Source organism: Veillonella parvula, from assembly GCF_945949885.1.
In the GTDB taxonomy this organism is placed as follows: Bacteria; Bacillota; Negativicutes; order Veillonellales; family Veillonellaceae; genus Veillonella; species Veillonella parvula_B.
Genome location: NZ_CAMFFZ010000007.1, coordinates 1 through 18,493 on the forward strand (window position 1 = coordinate 1; position 18,493 = coordinate 18,493).

General features: G+C 40.7%; 13 protein-coding genes. 10 read left to right on the plus strand and 3 right to left on the minus strand.

What is annotated here, in order from left to right:
- Positions 1–118: 118 nt before the first annotated feature.
- Positions 119–937: a MetQ/NlpA family ABC transporter substrate-binding protein gene (locus tag Q7O55_RS03385; protein WP_303928278.1), complete on the minus strand. Its 819-nt coding sequence runs from the start codon at positions 935–937 to the stop codon at positions 119–121.
- A 362-nt stretch (positions 938–1,299) separates the two neighbouring features.
- On the opposite strand from Q7O55_RS03385, the gene Q7O55_RS03390 reads away from it, so the two are divergent.
- The 3 genes from Q7O55_RS03390 to Q7O55_RS03400 all read left to right on the plus strand — a co-directional run bounded on the left by Q7O55_RS03390 (position 1,300) and on the right by Q7O55_RS03400 (position 3,707).
- Entirely contained in the window at positions 1,300–2,466 is a 1,167-nt protein-coding gene (locus tag Q7O55_RS03390; protein ID WP_303928281.1) for an iron-containing alcohol dehydrogenase, read from the plus strand.
- Between the two features lie 244 nt (positions 2,467–2,710).
- Positions 2,711–3,376: an AzlC family ABC transporter permease gene (locus tag Q7O55_RS03395; RefSeq protein ID WP_303928446.1), complete on the plus strand. Its 666-nt coding sequence runs from the start codon at positions 2,711–2,713 to the stop codon at positions 3,374–3,376.
- A complete protein-coding gene (locus Q7O55_RS03400) occupies positions 3,369–3,707 on the plus strand; it encodes a branched-chain amino acid transporter permease (protein WP_303928283.1) in 339 nt (112 codons plus the stop codon). Before Q7O55_RS03395 ends, Q7O55_RS03400 begins: the two co-directional genes overlap by 8 nt.
- Before the next feature lie 55 nt (positions 3,708–3,762).
- Here Q7O55_RS03400 and Q7O55_RS03405 read toward each other — a convergent pair whose 3' ends face one another.
- The gene (locus Q7O55_RS03405) at positions 3,763–4,614 is read right to left on the minus strand and encodes an aldo/keto reductase (protein ID WP_303928285.1); all 852 of its coding nucleotides are present in this window, start codon (positions 4,612–4,614) and stop codon (positions 3,763–3,765) included.
- Between the two features lie 111 nt (positions 4,615–4,725).
- Between Q7O55_RS03405 and Q7O55_RS03410 the strand changes: the two genes are divergently transcribed.
- The 5 genes from Q7O55_RS03410 (at position 4,726) to gltB (ending at position 14,015) form a co-directional block, all read left to right on the plus strand.
- Positions 4,726–5,841 (plus strand): efflux RND transporter periplasmic adaptor subunit, encoded by a 1,116-nt coding sequence (locus tag Q7O55_RS03410; RefSeq protein WP_303928289.1) that lies wholly within the window; start codon positions 4,726–4,728, stop codon positions 5,839–5,841.
- 101 nt (positions 5,842–5,942) lie between these two features.
- Entirely contained in the window at positions 5,943–6,878 is a 936-nt protein-coding gene (locus Q7O55_RS03415) for a phosphatidylglycerol lysyltransferase domain-containing protein (RefSeq protein WP_338323809.1), read from the plus strand.
- Between the two features lie 173 nt (positions 6,879–7,051).
- Positions 7,052–8,245, plus strand: a complete 1,194-nt coding sequence (gene eis, locus Q7O55_RS03420) for an enhanced intracellular survival protein Eis (protein WP_303928297.1) — start codon at positions 7,052–7,054, stop codon at positions 8,243–8,245.
- Position 8,246: 1 nt separating this feature from the next.
- The gene (locus Q7O55_RS03425) at positions 8,247–9,113 is read left to right on the plus strand and encodes an RluA family pseudouridine synthase (RefSeq protein WP_303928299.1); all 867 of its coding nucleotides are present in this window, start codon (positions 8,247–8,249) and stop codon (positions 9,111–9,113) included.
- 318 nt (positions 9,114–9,431) lie between these two features.
- Positions 9,432–14,015: a glutamate synthase large subunit gene (gene gltB, locus Q7O55_RS03430; protein ID WP_303928302.1), complete on the plus strand. Its 4,584-nt coding sequence runs from the start codon at positions 9,432–9,434 to the stop codon at positions 14,013–14,015.
- Between the two features lie 143 nt (positions 14,016–14,158).
- Here gltB and Q7O55_RS03435 read toward each other — a convergent pair whose 3' ends face one another.
- Positions 14,159–15,040, minus strand: a complete 882-nt coding sequence (locus tag Q7O55_RS03435; RefSeq protein WP_303928305.1) for a LysR family transcriptional regulator — start codon at positions 15,038–15,040, stop codon at positions 14,159–14,161.
- A 262-nt stretch (positions 15,041–15,302) separates the two neighbouring features.
- Between Q7O55_RS03435 and Q7O55_RS03440 the strand changes: the two genes are divergently transcribed.
- Together Q7O55_RS03440 and Q7O55_RS03445 are read left to right on the plus strand one after the other, a co-directional pair.
- On the plus strand, positions 15,303–17,237 hold the full coding sequence (locus tag Q7O55_RS03440) for an aconitate hydratase (RefSeq protein ID WP_303928308.1): 1,935 nt from the start codon (positions 15,303–15,305) through the stop codon (positions 17,235–17,237).
- A gap of 100 nt (positions 17,238–17,337) precedes the next feature.
- Complete coding sequence (locus Q7O55_RS03445) at positions 17,338–18,474, plus strand: 2-methylaconitate cis-trans isomerase PrpF family protein (RefSeq protein WP_303928311.1); 1,137 nt, start codon at positions 17,338–17,340, stop codon at positions 18,472–18,474.
- Positions 18,475–18,493 lie beyond the last annotated feature (19 nt).

Sequence of the window (18,493 nt, forward strand, 5' to 3'; positions counted from 1 at the left end):
TCTCCAATATGAGTCTTTTTATTTGTCGCAATATATTTTACAATTCATCATATAAAATAAGACTTCTATCAATAAAAAGACCGGCCTCTTAGATTATAGAGGTCGGCCTGTAATTTATTTAGTTTGCAGATGTAATGGTACCTTTGAAAGTATCATTAATGAATTGCTTGATGGCATCGGATTTGTAGATGTCCGCGATTTTTTTATATGTTTCGTTGTCTTTATCTTGTTCACGAACGGCAAGAATCATAACGGCTAAAGGTTCATCTTTAGGTTCTAAGAAGAAACCTTGTTTTTCTACGTTGAGCCCCGCGCTTTGAACGTAGTTCATAGGGATTGCGGCTACTACAATATCGTCTAGGCTACGTGGTAATTGAGCTGCTTCTAACTCTTGAATTTGAAGATTTTTAGGGTTAGATGTAATATCTGCTACAGTTGCTTTAAAGCCTACACCTTCCTTTAACGTTATGAGGCCTGCTTTAGCTAATAAAGCTAGACCACGGCCGCCATTAGTTGGATCGTTTGGAATGGCAACGATAGCGCCTTCTGGAACATCAGCCGCACTGCGTACAGAGTTGCTGTATAAGCCCATTGGCATTAAAATCGTTTTACCAATAGCTACTAGTTTGGATCCATTTTGTTTGTTGAAGTTTTCCATGAATGGTACGTGTTGGTACGCGTTCAATTGAATGTCACCGTCAGCAAGAGCTTTATCTGGTGTTACATAATCGGAGAACTCTACAACCTTAAGTTCGATACCTTGTTTTTTAGCTTCCTTAGCTACTGCTTCTGCTATCTGTGCATGAGGACCAGCAGTGGCACCGATTTTGATTTCCTTTGGCGTTTGACCAGCTTGATTTGTACTATTACCACAACCAGCGATAGCAAATGCAAGCACACCAACGAGGAGTGGAGCAATAAACTTTTTGAATTTCATAATAACATCCCTTTCTACAACATATGTAATGTAGATATCCTATCATGAGAATGGGCTTTTGCATATTATAAATACATATCAGTTGGCTATAGATTAAAACTATGAGGCTTAGTGCGTATCTACAAATAAATTTAAGTAGATATTTATAAATATGGATGAAGTAGATACCGATAAATACAGATTCTACATATTAAGAACATCAAAGTATGATATAATATATAATAAGTTTTATACAATTAAATTCAATGGAAATAGAAGATATAGTCAATATTTAATACTTGATATTTAATACGTAATACTTAAAATTTAACACTTAAAACTTAATACTTATCATTGATTACTTAATCATTTAGGAGGTTATCATGTTTAACTTTGATTTTTATAATCCTACACATATCGTATTCGGTAAAGATCGTTTAGATGAATTAGACACTTTGGTACCAAAGGATGCAAAGGTATTGATTACCTATGGTGGGGGCTCTGCCGTACGCAGTGGCCTTATTGACCGAGTGGCAAAGGCTCTCGGGAGTCGTAAGATTGAACAATTCGGTGGTATTGAACCTAATCCATCTTTAGAAACCTGTGAACGTGCGGTAGCTTTTATTAAAGAACATGGCGTAGATTTCGTGCTTGCTGTAGGTGGTGGTTCCGTTGTGGATGCTACGAAACTCATCGTTATGGGCGCTACATATGATGGGCCTGTTATTGATGTTATGAAGGCTGGCGTACCAGAGGTGCCCGTTGAAATGGTGCCAAATCCATTACCGTTTGGCACAGTTATGACACTACCTGCAACGGGTTCTGAGATGAACAATGGCGCTGTTATTACGTATGGAAATGGTAAGTATCCTGTATTCAGCAGCTTAGTGTTCCCTAAGTTCTCTATGCTAGATCCAACATTGACCTTTACGTTGCCTGAAAAACAGGTTAAGAATGGTGTTATCGATACCTTTGTACATACGACAGAGCAATATTTAACATATCCGGTAGAAGGACGCATTCAAGATCGTTTCTGTGAAGGTATTTTAAAAACTATGATTGAGATTGGTCCTGTAACTGTAGAGGAGCCTGAAAACTATGATATTCGTGCTAACCACGTATGGGCATCCACATTAGCTTTGAATGGCCTGATTGGCGCTGGCGTGCCACAAGACTGGGCTACACATCTTATCGGACATGAATTGACGGCTACGTACCATCTTGATCACGGTATAACATTAGCCATCGTATTGCCTGCATTATTGGAAGTAAAAAAAGCAGATAAACTCGAAAAATTGGCACAATACGCTACACGCGTATGGCACATTACTGAAGGTACAACAGAAGAAAAAGCAGATAAAGCGATTGCTAAAACTCGTGAATTCTTTGAATCTCTTGGCGTAGCCACTCGTTTGAAAGACTATGGTATCGGTGCAGAAGCAGTCGATAAAATTGTGAAACAATTGCAAGACCATGGCATGGTAAAACTTGGAGAAAAAGGCGATGTTACACCAGAAGTAGCTCGCGAAATTTTAACGCGTGCTTTATAAAGCGTTATGTTGAGAATAATCAAAATTTGACAGATACCGCACAGAATGTATAATATAGTGGTTTAAATAAAAGACACCATATGGTGTCTTTTATTATTAAAGTTTATTTGTTAATGGATAGAGGGGTTAAATTTGCTTAGCTCTTGGGTACATTTTATATGATATACAATTTATGATTTTGAAAGGAGGAAATCTTTTGAGTGAAACAAAACGTCGAAGTGCCTTTTCTTTTGCGCTCCCTTTGGTGGTACCTATAGGGATCAGTTTGTTTTTCTTAGGTTTAGGTTTTGGTCTTTATGTTACTAGCCAAGGACTCCCTTGGTGGACCGCACCAGCTTTGGCGGCTACCATTTTTGCAGGCTCCATGGAGTTTGTAACGATAGGACTGATGTTTGCTGGATTTGATCCTCTCAATGCCTTTATTTTGACCTTATTCGTTAATGGTCGTCATTTCTTCTATGGTTTATCAATGTTACAACGATATGTAAATATGGGCTGGAAATGGTTCCCCACTATTGCTTGGATGTGTGATGAAAGCTTTGCTATCAATGTAAGTACTCAGTTGCCCGATGATGTAGATGAAAAGTCGTTCTATTTCCACGTAACTTGGTTAAATTATGTATTTTGGGTATTTAGTACTTTTATAGGTGGTCTATTTGGTAATCTTTTAGCCACTGTAGATTTACGAGGTATTGACTTTGTATTACCCGGCTTATTTATTGTTATTTTCTTAGAGATGCTGTTGAATGCTAAGAATAATAATATAAGATTATTTGGTATTGCTGGTGCGATAATAGGGGTGACGATGCTTTTGTTGGTAGGAAAATCTATCTTTATGATTGCCTCTATGAGTTGTATGCTCGTAGCATCTTATATTGCGTATAAGTGGGGAGGTGTACGCCTTGACTAGTTTAGAAATGGTCATTACTGTTGCTATTGTAGTAGCAGGTACATTGCTCACACGATTTGCGGCTTTTCTCATTTTCCCTCCCGGTAAAAAGGCGCCAGAATTTGTACTGTACTTAGGTAAGGCTCTACCTGCAGCGGTTATGGGTCTGCTTGTTGTGTACACTTTTAAAGATACTGTAGTTCTAACATATCCTTACGGACTTCCTGAATTAATTGCATTCTTAGTTACAGTGGGGCTTCATATGTGGAAGCGAAATATGTTCATGTCTATTGGGGCAGGAACTGTAGCGTATATGATTCTTGTACAAGCCATATTTAATGTGACGAGATAAAATAAACCACCTATATCTATTCCTATGAAAGGTTAGATATACGTGGTTTTATTTTTTATTTTAGTTGTAAAAGTCTTTCAAGACCTGGTGCAGTATGATGGTCTTCCAAGAAGTCTTGTTGGTCTAATAATTCCATAACGTCCATGTCGATGTTAGTTAATTTGAAATCGAATACATCAAAGTTAGCTTCCATATGGCTCACGTTATTTGCCTTTGGCAATGGAATGATACCTCGTTGGATGTGCCAACGCAAGATGATTTGGTGTTTTGATACACCGTATTTTTCCGCCAAGCTTTTGATGATTGGATGGTCAAAAATTGGTTGGCGGTCACGGGTAAATGGAGACCATGCCATACCTACAACTTGATGCTTTCTCATCAATTGTAAGAGGGTCTGACGTTGGTTGAACGGATGGCATTCGATTTGGTTGACCACTGGTTTTACATTGCAGTGGTATAGCAAGTCAATGAGGCGATCCTCGTAGAAGTTAGATAGGCCTAACCCACGAAGTACATTTTGATCATATAATTCTTCCATGGCGCGCCAAGAACCGTAGTAATCACCCAGTGGTTGATGTACCAGCATGATGTCAATATAGTTGGTATCTAATTTCTTTAAGGAACTTTCAACAGCACGGATCGTATTATCGTAGCCTGCATCAGTGTGCCAAATTTTAGTAGTGATGATTATATCTGTTCGTTTGATACCAGATGCTCTGATTCCTTTAGCCACGGCTTCTTCATTGCCATAATAGGCGGCCGTATCGAGTAAACGATAGCCTACGCCAAGTGCATTGGCAACGGCCTGTTCAGTCTCTCCTTCGGTACCTGTTTTATAGGTACCATAACCGATGGAGGGAATGAAGCTACCATTATTTAAAATCCTAAAGTCCATCCGTTCTTCCATGAGAACCTCCGTTATATCCATAAATTAAAGGAATTAGCTTTCATACAATTCTAACTGATTTTATGATATACTAAGGTATTGATAAAAATCAATATGATAGGAAGTGACAGAATGCAAATAAATCGTTTTTGCTCTGTAATTGCTATCCTTGGTGTTATGATTATGACACTCGCTATTGCGGGATGTGGTACGAAAACCGTATCCGTCGCAGAGGTAACGTACAAGGATATGCCGTTGCAGATTCATAATGATGCCAATGTAACGGCCCTTAATAAGGCGACGATAACGCCGACCTTGACGGGGCAGGTCGTGTATGCCGTGAAAGTAGGCGACCAAGTACAGCAAGGTCAAACTGTGGCAACTGTAGATACATCGGCTTTACAACAACAGCTAGCATCCTTGCAAGGACAATTAGCGCAAGCCCAATCACAATCATATGCCTCAGCTGTGACGACTACGACCGCAGCATCTATAGATAGTGCTCAACTGGAACAGGCTCAACGTATGCGCGAAGCGGGCATGATTACACAAAAAGAATATGATCGTATTTTGGAACGATCTCAACCACAAACTACAACAGTTACAACCGGTGGTGGCGGAGGCATCAATACGGCGGCCATTGAGGCACAAATCGCACAAGTATCGGCTCAGATGGCGGCATCTACAATCGTGGCTCCTATAGCAGGTACTGTAACATCTATCTATAACGAAGACCGTCAAATGGCGATTGCGGACCGTCCATTTATGATGATTCAGCAATCTACGCCGATGGTTGCATCCCTCAGCATTCCTCGTGATGCGGCTATGAAATTAGGTACACCTGAAGCGAAGAATGGCATGAAGGTACTTCTCAAGGTAGGTGACCAAGAATTACCAGGTGAATTGACTTACGTAGATATTACTCAGCCTGAAAATGTGCCAAGTGTTCTTGTGAAAGCCACTTTCAATAATGAGAAAGGCCTAATCAAGGCTGGTGAATTCTATACACTCGTTATTGAATCTAATGTGAAAGCCAAGATGCTGACCGTTCCAACTAAGGCGGTTCGGGAAAATCAAGATGGGAAATATGTATATGTATTGACTGAGAATAATACAGTTGATGTACGTGTTGTTGAGGTAGGCATCACTGAAGGCGATGACGTAGCCATTATTTCTGGCTTAAACGAAGGTGATAAGGTTATTACGACGGATGGCACCTTTGTGTTAGGTGAATCTGTAAAATTGTAATTATGAGACCTAAGATTTTAATACTAGATTGTTAGGATTATATTTAAATGTGATGGAATCAAAACTTTCACAGATTGTGAAAGTAACCTCAAAAGAGGAATCTGATAGGAGGGATTATTATTTTAGAATTTAAACGTTTTGAATTGAGAGATAAACCATTAATCGACAAATATTTTGAACAACATCATTATGAAGCATCCGATAATTGCTTTACTACATTGTTTATGTGGCAAGATCCGTACGGTATTCGCTGGGCTGAAGAAAATGGCGTATTGTACATCCAAGGTGGTGGCAAGCGTGAGCCATTCCTTTTACCTCCATTTGCTGGTAAAGATGCAAAGTTCCTTGATGGCTTGTTGCGTGCTAAAGAATGGTTCGTAGAAAATAAATTGCCGTTCCGTTTTAAAGGTGTTAGCAAAGCTGTAAAAGAACGCATGGAAGACCTATGTCCTGGTCGCTATGCATTTACACCTGACCGAGACAACTACGAATATATTTACAAGTCCGAAGATCTTATCAACTTGTCTGGTAAGAAATTTCGTCAAAAGAAAAACCATTTAAACCAATTCCGCATGCAATATTCTAACTATGAATATGTGCCAATTACAGAAGATATCATCCCATTGTGTCGTGAAACGGCAGCATCTTGGGTAGAAACGCATCATGAAGAAGGTATCGAAGATGAATTGGTAGCCATCAATTTGTTATTTGATAACTGGGATGTTTTGGGCCTTAAGGGCGGTGCCATTAAATTATTCGGCCGTGTTGAAGCCTTTAGTATTGGTGAGCTACTCAATGACAGAATTGCTTTGATTCACATTGAAAAAGCAAATCCAGATATTCGTGGTTTGTATCAAGCTATTAACAATGAATTCATTCGTCATGAATTTAGCGAAGTAGAATTTATCAACCGCGAAGAAGATATGGGTTTGCCTGGCCTTCGTCAAGCAAAAGAATCTTATAACCCAGATCATTTTGCTGAAAAATATGACGCAGTATATGCTAACGAAGCTGATAATGCGACAGGCGGTAAATAAAAATTTGAGCTATGAAGCCGATGTGCTCCATAGCTCATTTTGTTATAATAGAATTGTTAGCCTATCTATTTGAATGTAACTATCGTATCATCATGGCGATATGGCGACAGGTTAGATATTATACGCTGTGACGCGATAGATAGTGGCTCTTATGATATAACGAGGATATAAACATGGAATTTAGAATTGCGATGGCTCAAGATACGCCTCATGTGGAGAATCTATGGGCGTACTGCTTTGAACCAAAGGAAGATCCATTCTTCCAATATTATTTTACAAATTGCTATGAACCAGAGAATACAATGGTCGGCCTAGAACAGGATCAATTGTTGAGTACCGTTCATTTGCGTCAATACAATCTTAACGTTCGCGGGGCTGTATTACCTACGAGTTATATGGTAGGCGTTGCAACGCATCCTGCGGCTCGCCGTGGTGGAGTAGGCGGTGCATTATTGACCTCTGCACTAGATGAGCTTCGTAAACGGGGCCAAGCTATGACGATTTTGATGCCATCCAAGGCGGCATTCTATCAACAATATGGTTGGGAACTTTATGCTCATCAATGGGTGAACACCATGTCGCTAGAAGACTTGCGCCCTATGACAGATAAAACGTTGAGCTTTGGCTTGCTAAATAGCGTAGATCAATGGACTTTGTTAGATCCAGTATATAAAACATATACGGCTCGTCTTTCCGGCTATGCAGAGCGCGGTGAAAAGGAATGGAAACGATTATTAGGCAGCTTCTTTGCAGAAGGCGTAAACATTGCTGTAGTGCGCAACGATGATAACGTCATTGAAGGCTATGCAGTGTATCGTTTAGGTCAGCCTGAAATTCTTGTTTCTGAATTGGTTTACACGACACGCCGTGCACAACGTGCATTATTGAACTACTTCTATAATCACCGTTCTCAAGGCACTTCTATTCGTTGGAATGAAGGTCTTCATGATACATACTATCGCTTCTATCCTGATGGCAGAACTGGTCACGCTACGATGCCGTATATGATGAGTCGTATTGTAGATGTAAAAGCTGCTTTTGAAGCGATTCCTGTAAATCCAGAGGCATTGATGATGCCTATAACAATGACCTTTGCAGTAAAAGATGGGCTTTGCAGCTGGAACGAAGGCCGTTATGAAGTGCAATATGGCGGTGCATTAACTCCATCCATTAAAAAGATTTCTGATATATTAGAGGGCGATGCTGATGTTACCGTTGAGGTCGGTGCATTGAGCCAGTTATTAATGGGCACTCTTACGGCTCGAGACCTTGTTTTTGAAGGGAAACTTTCAGTAAGCGAAGAATGGTTAGACTATTTCGATATTCTCTATCCTGAACAAAAAACATATATTAACGAATGGTGGTAATATGAGCTGGAAAACGTATACGGTGAAAGAACCGACAGAGTTGACGGTCTCTAAATATGTAAAGGAACGATTTTCCCTATCCTCTCGGGATATCCAAATGATGTTTCGCAAGAAACGGGTAAAAGTTAATAGCCGTGTGGCTCATTCACAACGGACACTCAAAAAAGGGGATGTGTTAACCTTAGAATTACCACAAGATAAGGATTATGGGGTTGATGTAGAAAAGGGACCGATTACAGTTCTCTATGAAGATGCGCATACGTTAGTTGTAAATAAGGATCCCTTTATGCTCGTTCATCCTGCAGGGCAAACGAAGTCTTGTACATTGAGTAACTATGTGGCAGGGTATTATGCGAAGAAAAATGTAGTTCATAAGGTTCGACCTGTGCACCGCCTCGACCGAGATACATCGGGTTGCATTCTATTTGGTAAAACAAAGGAAGCACAACAATACTATACGGATGAGTTACAAGCAGGTCGTATCGACCGCATTTATATAGGCCTTGTAGAAGGTCATATTGATGCGGATGGCATGGTAGATGTGCATATTGGGGTAGATCCAGTATTTGATAATCGCCGTGTTATCGATGAATTGGCTCAGCCGGCTCAAACAGAATATATTGTTCTTGATCATGAGGGAGACAATACTCTGTTACGTTTTAAGTTGTTGACTGGTAGAACTCATCAAATTCGCGTACACATGAAACATATTGGACATCCTATTGTTGGTGATGCTATGTATGGTACGCGCAATAAGCCCTATACACGCCAATGTTTACATGCATCGGAGCTAACTTTCGTGCCGTATGGTAAGGACGAAGCTATTACGGTTACCTGTGATGTAGGGGATAATTTTGGTCGAGAATAATAACTGTTGATTTTTCTACTCTAAATAATAAACCCATCGTATTTATTGAATGAGAAGCTTATTATCCCTGTATCCTTGTATACAAAAAACAATAGTGATAAAAACTCATAGTCTATGCATGAAAAGCATAGACTATGTTTTTTTTATATTTTCAATTCACAGTGGACAGGAGTATACTGTGTATAGACATGAAATTCTATAGAATGTTAAATTGATAATTTTATAGAGAAATAGTTTGTTAGTTATACTTTTACCAAGACCGAACGGAACGATGCCGCAGTGCTTGGAATGATCAAGTGATATGAAGGAGTGCACGTTATGGATATGAAGCAAAGCACAATAGAGCAACAACGTCTAGATCAAGCTAGACTTGAAGCCAATGGTATGTACAGCAGCCAATTTGAAAAGGATGCGTGTGGCATGGGCTTCGTTGTTAATATTAAGGGGAAAAAATCCCATGATATTATCGACGATGGTTTGCGCATTTTGGAGCGCCTTGAACATCGTGGTGGTGCCGGTGCCGATAAGGACACAGGGGATGGTGCCGGTATTTTGGTGCAAATTCCGCACGAGTTTTTCAAGCGTGAGTGTGAAGTGCTTGGCATTAATCTGCCTGCAGCTGGCGAATATGGCGTAGGTATGGTCTTTGCCCATAAATATGAAAGTCTCCGTAATGAGCAAAAACGAATTCTCGAAGAGGTTGTACGCGAAGAGGGGCAAGTTGTTCTCGGCTGGCGTGAAGTACCGGTTGATGGTACAAAGGTTGGTAAAGAGGCTGCGGCGATTCGTCCTTGGATGATTCAAATCCTCATCGGTAAAGGCCCCGATGTAACTAACAATAAGGAATTTGAACGTAAACTATATATCATCCGTAAATTGGCGGAAAAACGCATCATTCCATTGAGCAAGGAATTATCTAGCGATTTCTATATCGCATCTTTGTCCTCCAAAACAATCGTATATAAAGGGATGCTAACACCTGGTCAGTTGCGCGACTTCTACCTTGATTTGAGTGACCTTGACTTTACATCTGCGTTGGCAATGGTTCACTCTCGTTTCAGTACTAATACATTTCCAAGTTGGGCTCGGGCACATCCTAACCGTTTCTTAGTTCATAATGGTGAAATTAATACAATTCGTGGTAATGTAAACTGGATCAATGCTCGTGAAGGTAAAGCGGAATCTCCATTGTTCCCAGATATCAAAAAAGTATTCCCCGTAGTAGATGATAGCGGTTCTGACTCCGCTATGTTTGATAACACATTGGAATTCTTGCACATGACAGGTCGTTCCTTGCCTCATGCGATTATGATGATGATCCCTGAGCCTTGGGAACGCAATAATCTCATGAGCCGAGAAAAACATGATTTCTATGAGTTCAATAGCTTTATGATGGAACCATGGGATGGTCCTGCGGCTATGGGTTTTACCGATGGTACCGTTATCGGCGGTGTGCTTGACCGTAATGGATTGCGTCCCGCTCGTTACTATGTGACAACAGATGACCGCGTTATCATGGCTTCTGAAGTTGGTGTTGTCAACGAAAATGCCGAAAATATTCGCGCTAAAGGCCGTTTGGAACCAGGTAAAATGCTACTCATTGATACAGAGGAGCAACGTATCATCTCTGATGAAGAAATCAAACATCGCGTTGCTACTGAATTACCGTACGATGAATGGGTAAAAGAACACGTGATTCACTTATCTGAAATTACGCAAGCCGATGAAAGCACCATTCCAAAGGTAGAGGATTTGTTCAAGGAGCAACAAGCCTTTGGTTATACTCAAGAAGACCTTGTTCGCATGATTGTGCCTATGGCAAAAGATGGTAAAGACCCTGTAGGTGCCATGGGTGCTGATGCGCCTTTAGCTATCTTGTCCGATAAACCACAATTGCTATATAGCTACTTCAAGCAAATGTTTGCGCAAGTAACAAATCCTCCTATCGACTCTATCCGTGAGGAGATGGTTACATCTACACGGGTTATGCTCGGTAACTCTGGTAATCTAACAGATCCTAACAAAGCAGGAACCTATGCGCTGTCTATGCGCACACCAATCCTTACGAACCAAGAGTTGGCGTCCATCAAAGCTCTTGATTGTCGTCGCATGAAATCCGTAACCTTGCCAATTCTCTTCGATCCTACTAAGGGTGCTGAAGGCTTGCGCGATGCGCTAAATGATTTATGCGAAAAGGCAGAAGAAGCAGCTCGTACAGATCAAAATGTGTTAATCTTATCCGACCGCGGTGTCGATGAAAATCATGCACCAATTCCAGCATTATTAGCTGTAGCAGCTGTTCATAATCATTTAATCAACAAAGTGTTGCGTACAGAAATCGGCCTCATTCTTGAGTCTGGTGAACCACGTGAGGTTCATCACTTCTGTACATTAATTGGCTATGGCGTAACGGCTATCAACCCATATTTGGCGCTTGAAACAGTTCGCGATTTGCAAGCTCGTAAACGCCTTGGAGATATTACACCAGAAGAAGCAGAAAAGAACTATATTAAAGCCGCTGTGGGTGGCATCATGAAAGTTATGTCCAAAATGGGTATTTCCACAGTTCGTTCCTACCACGGTGCACAGATCTTTGAAGCTTTGGGCTTGAATACTAACTTCATTAATAAGTTCTTTGTAAATACGCCAACACGTATCGGTGGTATCGGCCTTGGCGGCGTAGCACACGAAGCCTTGGCTCGTTATGAACGGGCTTTCAAATCCGATGAAACTGTACTCGAACCAGGCGGTTGGTATGGTCCTGTAAAAGATGGGGAAGAGCATCTATTCAACCCTAAGACTATCAACCTGTTACAAGAATCCCTTATCGAAAAGGATTATGCAAAATATAAAGAATACTCCAAAGCGATTCGTAATGATTACCATGTTACATTGCGTTCTTTAATGGAATTGAATTATCCTGTAGGCGGTGGTATTCCTATCGAAGAGGTTGAACCGGAAGAGTCTATCGTAAAACGCTTTAAAGCGGGCGCTATGAGTTATGGTGCCATCAGTAAAGAAGCGCATGAAGCGATCGCTATCGCTATGAATCGTTTAGGCTCTACATCCAACTCTGGTGAAGGCGGCGAAGACGTAGCTCGTTTCAAACCATTGCCAAACGGCGACAGCATGAACTCCGAAGTAAAACAGATTGCATCTGGTCGTTTCGGGGTAACAGCGAATTATTTGATCAATGCAAAAGAGTTGCAAATTAAATGTGCTCAAGGCGCAAAACCAGGTGAAGGTGGTCAATTACCAGGCAAAAAGGTATATCCTGAAATCGCGAAAGCTCGTCACTCCACTCCTGGCGTTGAGCTCGTATCTCCACCACCACATCACGATATTTACTCCATCGAAGACTTGGCTGAGTTGATTTACGATTTGAAATGCGTCAACAAAGATGCGCGTATTTCCGTTAAATTGACATCTGAAGCAGGCGTTGGCACGATTGCTGCTGGTGTTGCGAAAGCGAAAGCGGATAATATCTTGATTTCCGGATACGATGGTGGTACTGGTGCGGCAGGTCGTACATCTGTTAAACACGCTGGTGTGCCTTGGGAATTAGGTTTGTCTGAAACTCATCAAACATTGATGCTCAATAGATTGCGTGACCGTGTTCAATTAGAAGTAGACTCTAAATTGATGACCGGTTTCGACGTGGCTGTAGCAGCTATGCTCGGTGCTGAGCTATTCGGCTTTGGTACATTACCACTCGTTGCGGTAGGTTGTAAAATGGCTCGTGTCTGTCACCTCAACACATGTCCTTACGGCGTAGCCACACAAGATGAAAAATTGCGTGCTCGTTTCACAGGTAAACCTGAATATGTTGAAAACTTGATGCTCTTTATCGCACGTGAATTGCGTGAAATCATGGCTCGTCTAGGCATTCGCTCCGTAGCAGAACTCGTTGGGCGTATCGACCTTGTTCGTCAAAAATCGCAAGACGATAACTTCAAATTGTCCCGTGTTGACCTTAAACGTATATTGTTCCGTCCGTACATCGATGCCTCTGTAGGCCATATGCACACGATTGACCAAGATCACGAGTTGGAACGCACCTTGGATATGTCCAAGCTTTTGCGTATGTGCCGTCCTGCTATTGAGGACCAAAAACCGATTCGTGCTAAATTGGCTATCACTAACATCAACCGTGTTGTAGGTACCTTGGTTGGCTCTGAGGTGACTCGTCGTTATGGTGAAAGCGGCTTGCCAGACAATACAATCAAGTTGAATTTCGAAGGCTCTGCGGGTCAATCCTTCGGTGCTTTCATCCCTAAAGGTATGACATTGGAACTTGAAGGGGATGCGAATGATTACCTTGGTAAAGGTTTATCCGGTGGTACAATCACTGTATATCCGCCTAAAGCATCTATCTTTGAGGCTGACGAAAACATTCTTATCGGTAATGTTGCCTTCTATGGTGCAACCTCTGGTACATCCTACATTAACGGTGTAGCTGGTGAACGTTTTGCCGTTCGTAACAGTGGCATCACTGCCGTTGTGGAAGGCGTCGGCGACCATGGATGTGAATACATGACTGGTGGCGAAGTACTCGTACTCGGTAAAATCGGCCGTAACTTCGGAGCAGGTATGTCCGGTGGCTATGCGTACATCCTCGATTGCGATGAACGCTATGTAAATCCAGGTCTCGTAGAACTACGTCCTGCCAATAATGATGACCTTAAACGCATTAAAGAACTAGTAGAACAACATGTATTGCACACTAACTCCGCTAAAGGTCGTCATATCCTTGAAAACTGGAATAACTTTGTAAACAGATTTACAAAAGTTGTGCCTGTAGCATACGAGGAAATGCAAGCTGCTATTGAACGCTTCAAAGAACAAGGCTTGTCCTTGGAAGACGCACAATTGGCTGCGTTTAAAGAGAAATATGCAAAATAGTTAGTATCGTATTTAGTCATAATTGTTCATTATAATTGAAATATTTATGCTAGATATATAGGGATAACGAAAACGAGAGGAAAGCTTCTTGGTACTCTAATTGAAGGAGACAAAGAAGACATTCCTCTCGTTTTTTTGTATGTCTATTTATTATTTTGTATATATTCTATAAAGGCTTTTACTGGCTTTCTAAATAGTGTACTTGCATTATATACTATATGCGTGTCCCGTACAATTGGAGTACCATCAGCCCAATATAATGGTTCCATATAAAACTCATCAGCAAATCTGCCTAAACCTGTTTTAGGTAGGATAGACCAACCTAGATTTTTGCGGATAAATTGGCGGCATGTAGCCATCGTATCTACATGAATACTGTCATTAGGGGGAGCATCGTATTGTTCTTTCCACCAATTATCTAGTAAAGTATATAGGTCACGAGCTGTGTCATATCTGATTAGAGGCAGTGTAATTAAATCAGGTCTAGGCCATTCATGGGCCGGTAACTTGTTATTTGTTACCAAGCAAATGGGATCTTGATTAATAAGATATTTTTCGCCTGTTGCGGGGACGGGACCACGAATAATTGCGACATGAACATCGCCTGCTTGGTAGAAATCAGATATTTTGGAGCTAATACCAGTTTTTAATTGAATTCGCACATCAGGATAGGCCTTTGTAAAACCTTCCAAAATATCGGGCAATTCGTAATTGGCAAAAATACTTGAACAGCCTAATGAAAGAACACCAGAAATGGTGTTCTTTTTATTTTCTAAAGAACTCTCAAAGTCTTCTTTACGTTTTAGCATATCCTTAGCGTAGTTGTAGTATAGCTCACCTGTTTCGGTTAAGGCTAGGCCACGTGGCATACGTATAAAGAGGGGCTCATCAAATTGTTTTTCTAGCTGAGTGAGGCGATAACTGAGGGCTGGTTGTGATACATATAGTCGGTTGGCAGCCTTTGTAAGATTTCCTGTTTCTGCAATGGTTATAAACAGATGCCAGTCTTTTTCTAAATGGTCCATGATGTACTCCTTTTGACCTGTATGGTAATGGGGTAATATTACAGTTATAGCACGTAATATCCCAGTTTTTTATATAATAATTTTTGCTTTATATCGATAAAAATATTTTATCATAATTAATCGAATCTATCTATTTTTCTTATTTGTTAATTTCAATTATGATGAATACATCAAATAAAACATCTTAAAGAAGTACAGAATACTTACAAAGATTATCGTCAATTACTTTCACTTATATAGCAGTTCTAAGTAGGAGGAGCTCATGGCTGGTAAAAGTTTAATCTACAAAATTCTTGAATCTCATTTAATGGAAGGCGAACTTATCGCAGGTCAAGATATCGGTATCAAAATTGACCAAACATTAACACAAGATGCGCTTGGCACAATGGCATATCTTGAATTTGAATCTCTTGGTTTAGATCGTGTAAAAACTTTATCCGTATCCTATGTTGATCACAATACATTGCAAGATGGCTTTGAAAATGCTGATGACCATAAATATTTGCAAGATGTAGCTAGCAAATATGGTATTTACTACTCCAAAGCAGGTAATGGTATTTGTCACCAAGTTCATGTAGAACGTTTTGCTTGTCCTGGTCAAACTTTAGTAGGTTCTGACAGCCATACACCAACATCTGGCTCTCTTGGGATGTTCGCAATGGGCGTAGGCGGTATGGACGTTGCAGCATCTATGGCAGGTAAACCATTCCACCTCATTTGCCCTAAAGTTATCAATATTAAATTGACTGGTTACCTTCAACCTTGGTGTGCAGCAAAAGATATCGTATTAAAAGTACTCAGTATTTTAACAACTAAAGGTAATGTTGGTACAGCTCTTGAATATACTGGTGAAGGCGCAGAAGCATTAACAGTCCCAGAACGTGCCACTATCACAAATATGGGTGCTGAAATGGGTGTAACAACATCTATTTTTCCAGCCGATGAAAAAACTCGTGAGTTCTTGAAAGCGCAAGCTCGGGAAGATGTGTATGTGCCATTAGCTCCTGATGCGGATGCACATTATGATGATGTTATCGAAATCAATCTTGATGAACTAGTTCCTATGGTGGCGTGTCCTCATTCCCCAGATAATGTTAAAACTGTAAAAGAAATGAATGAAATTGCTGTTGACCAAGTATTGGTTGGTAGTTGTACAAATTCTAGCTATCGTGATCTTATGATGGTCGCAAAAATGCTTAAAGGCAAAAAGATTCATTCAGATGTAAGCTTTGGTGTAGCACCAGGCTCTAAACAAGTATTGGAAATGATTGCTAAAAATGGTGCCTTAGCAGATATTGTAGCTTCTGGTGCGCGTATTCTTGAAAGTACATGTGGCTTCTGTGTTGGTTGTGGTCAAGCACCTCGTACAAAATCCATTTCTTTACGCACTAACAATCGTAACTATGAAGGTCGCAGTGGTACAAAAGATGCACAAGTACACTTAGTATCTGCGGAAACTGCGGTAGCATCTGCTTTGACAGGCAAATTCACAGATCCTCGTGATTTAGGGCTTGAAGTTCCAACAATTACATTGCCAGAGATATACGAAATTGATGACTCTTTAATTGTAGAACCTAGCTGCGATCCTAATCACAATATTTTGCGCGGTCCTAATATCGGTGAACCTCCAAGCAATATCGCTATGCCAGAAGAAATCAAAGCTAAAGTGGCTATTAAAGTAGGGGATAAAATCACTACTGACCACATTATGCCTGCAGGCCCATACCTTAAATTCCGTTCTAATGTACCTAAGTATAGCCAATATACTTTCTGCAATGTAAAACCTACATTCTCTGATGAATGTAAACAAAATGTAGAAGATGGTTTCTTCAATGTTATTGTGGCTCATGAAAGTTATGGTCAAGGTTCTTCTCGTGAACATGCCGCTCTTTGCCCAATGTACCTTGGTGTTAAAGCTGTTATTGCAAAATCCATCGAACGTATTCATATGGATAACCTTGTAAACTTTGGTATCCTGCCTTTATTCTTCGCAAATGAAGCTGATTATGACAACTTAAATGAAGGTGACGAACTCGTATATGCTGCTAATGATGAAGCCTTTGCAACTGGTACTTTCACTATTGAAAATAAAACGCAAGGCAAAACATATACATTGAAAACACCATTAAATGAACGTCAACTAGTAATCGTTCGTGAAGGTGGTAAATTGAACTACTTCCGTAACGGTGGTCAATAATCTTAATTCTTTAAAGACTTAATGATACGCATGGGCTCTGTCACTAGACGAGCCTATGCTAGACATTATCTTAAGTCTCAGTCTAATCAAGGAGTTTGTTATGAAAGGCTATACAACCATTCCTGTTCTCTATATGCGCGGTGGTACAAGTAAAGGTGCTTATTTATATACACCAGACTTGCCAGCTGACCCTCATAAGCGAGATGAAATGATTTTATCTTTATATGGTAGCCCTGATGCTCGTCAGATTGATGGCGTAGGTGGTGCGGACCCATTGACGAGCAAGGTTGCTCTTGTAGGTCCTAGTTCTGTAGAGGGTGCTGATGTAGACTATACCTTTGGCTATGTAGGTATCAAAGATGCTGTAGTTGATTACGAAGGCAACTGTGGTAATATTTCCTCTGGTGTTGGCATCTTTGCTATTTTACGAGGTCTCATTGAACCCGTAGAACCGATGACAGTAGTGCGTATTAATAATACGAATACTAATAAAATCATTGAAGCACATATTCCTGTACAAGATGGTATGCCTGTATTAACAGGTGATTTTGCTATCGATGGTGTACATGGTACAGCATCAAAAATTATGCTTTATTTTCAAAGTCCTGCAGGCTCTAAGACAGGAAAATTATTACCTACTGACAATGTGCGCGATGTGATTACCTTGGTGTCTGGTAAAACTATCGAGGTAAGTCTTGTTGACGCTGCTACGCCAGGCGTATTTGTGAAAGCTTCTGATCTTGGTTATACAGGCACTGAATTACCAGCTGAAATAGAAGCCGATCCTAACCATTTACTGGATGTATTGGAAGATATTCGTACGACGGCAGCTGTAATGATGGGGCTTGCTAAAACAAAAGAAAGTGCTAGTCCGGCAGTACCAAAAGTATGTATGGTAGCACCGGCTATTACATATACTGCGATTGATGGACGTACTATCGATGGTAACAGTATCGACATCGTGGCCCGTACAAAAGCACTAGCAGTTATTCATAAAGCTTATGCTGTAACTGGTGGTATCTCCACGGCGACTGCAGCTTTAATTCCAGGCACTGTTGCTAACGATGTAGTTAGCGCAGCATCCAAAGAAAATCACACAGTAACTCTTGGTCATCCAGGAGGTACGTTTACCTTTAATATCGATATTGATACAGATGCACTCACTGTTGCTAAAGCAGGCGTAGCGCGTACGGCGCGACCTATTATGGATGGTATTGCATATGTAAAAGAAGTCTAGTTAGTTTTGCACAGGGAGG

What these genes read in the sequence shown, in the direction of transcription:
- Q7O55_RS03385 (WP_303928278.1), bottom strand. Translation starts at nt 937, where the DNA reads ATGAAATTCAAAAAGTTTATTGCTCCACTCCTCGTTGGTGTGCTTGCA.
- Q7O55_RS03390 (WP_303928281.1), top strand. Translation starts at nt 1,300, where the DNA reads ATGTTTAACTTTGATTTTTATAATCCTACACATATCGTATTCGGTAAA.
- Q7O55_RS03405 (WP_303928285.1), bottom strand. Translation starts at nt 4,614, where the DNA reads ATGGAAGAACGGATGGACTTTAGGATTTTAAATAATGGTAGCTTCATT.
- Q7O55_RS03410 (WP_303928289.1), top strand. Translation starts at nt 4,726, where the DNA reads ATGCAAATAAATCGTTTTTGCTCTGTAATTGCTATCCTTGGTGTTATG.
- eis (WP_303928297.1), top strand. Translation starts at nt 7,052, where the DNA reads ATGGAATTTAGAATTGCGATGGCTCAAGATACGCCTCATGTGGAGAAT.
- Q7O55_RS03425 (WP_303928299.1), top strand. Translation starts at nt 8,247, where the DNA reads ATGAGCTGGAAAACGTATACGGTGAAAGAACCGACAGAGTTGACGGTC.
- gltB (WP_303928302.1), top strand. Translation starts at nt 9,432, where the DNA reads ATGGATATGAAGCAAAGCACAATAGAGCAACAACGTCTAGATCAAGCT.
- Q7O55_RS03435 (WP_303928305.1), bottom strand. Translation starts at nt 15,040, where the DNA reads ATGGACCATTTAGAAAAAGACTGGCATCTGTTTATAACCATTGCAGAA.
- Q7O55_RS03440 (WP_303928308.1), top strand. Translation starts at nt 15,303, where the DNA reads ATGGCTGGTAAAAGTTTAATCTACAAAATTCTTGAATCTCATTTAATG.
- Q7O55_RS03445 (WP_303928311.1), top strand. Translation starts at nt 17,338, where the DNA reads ATGAAAGGCTATACAACCATTCCTGTTCTCTATATGCGCGGTGGTACA.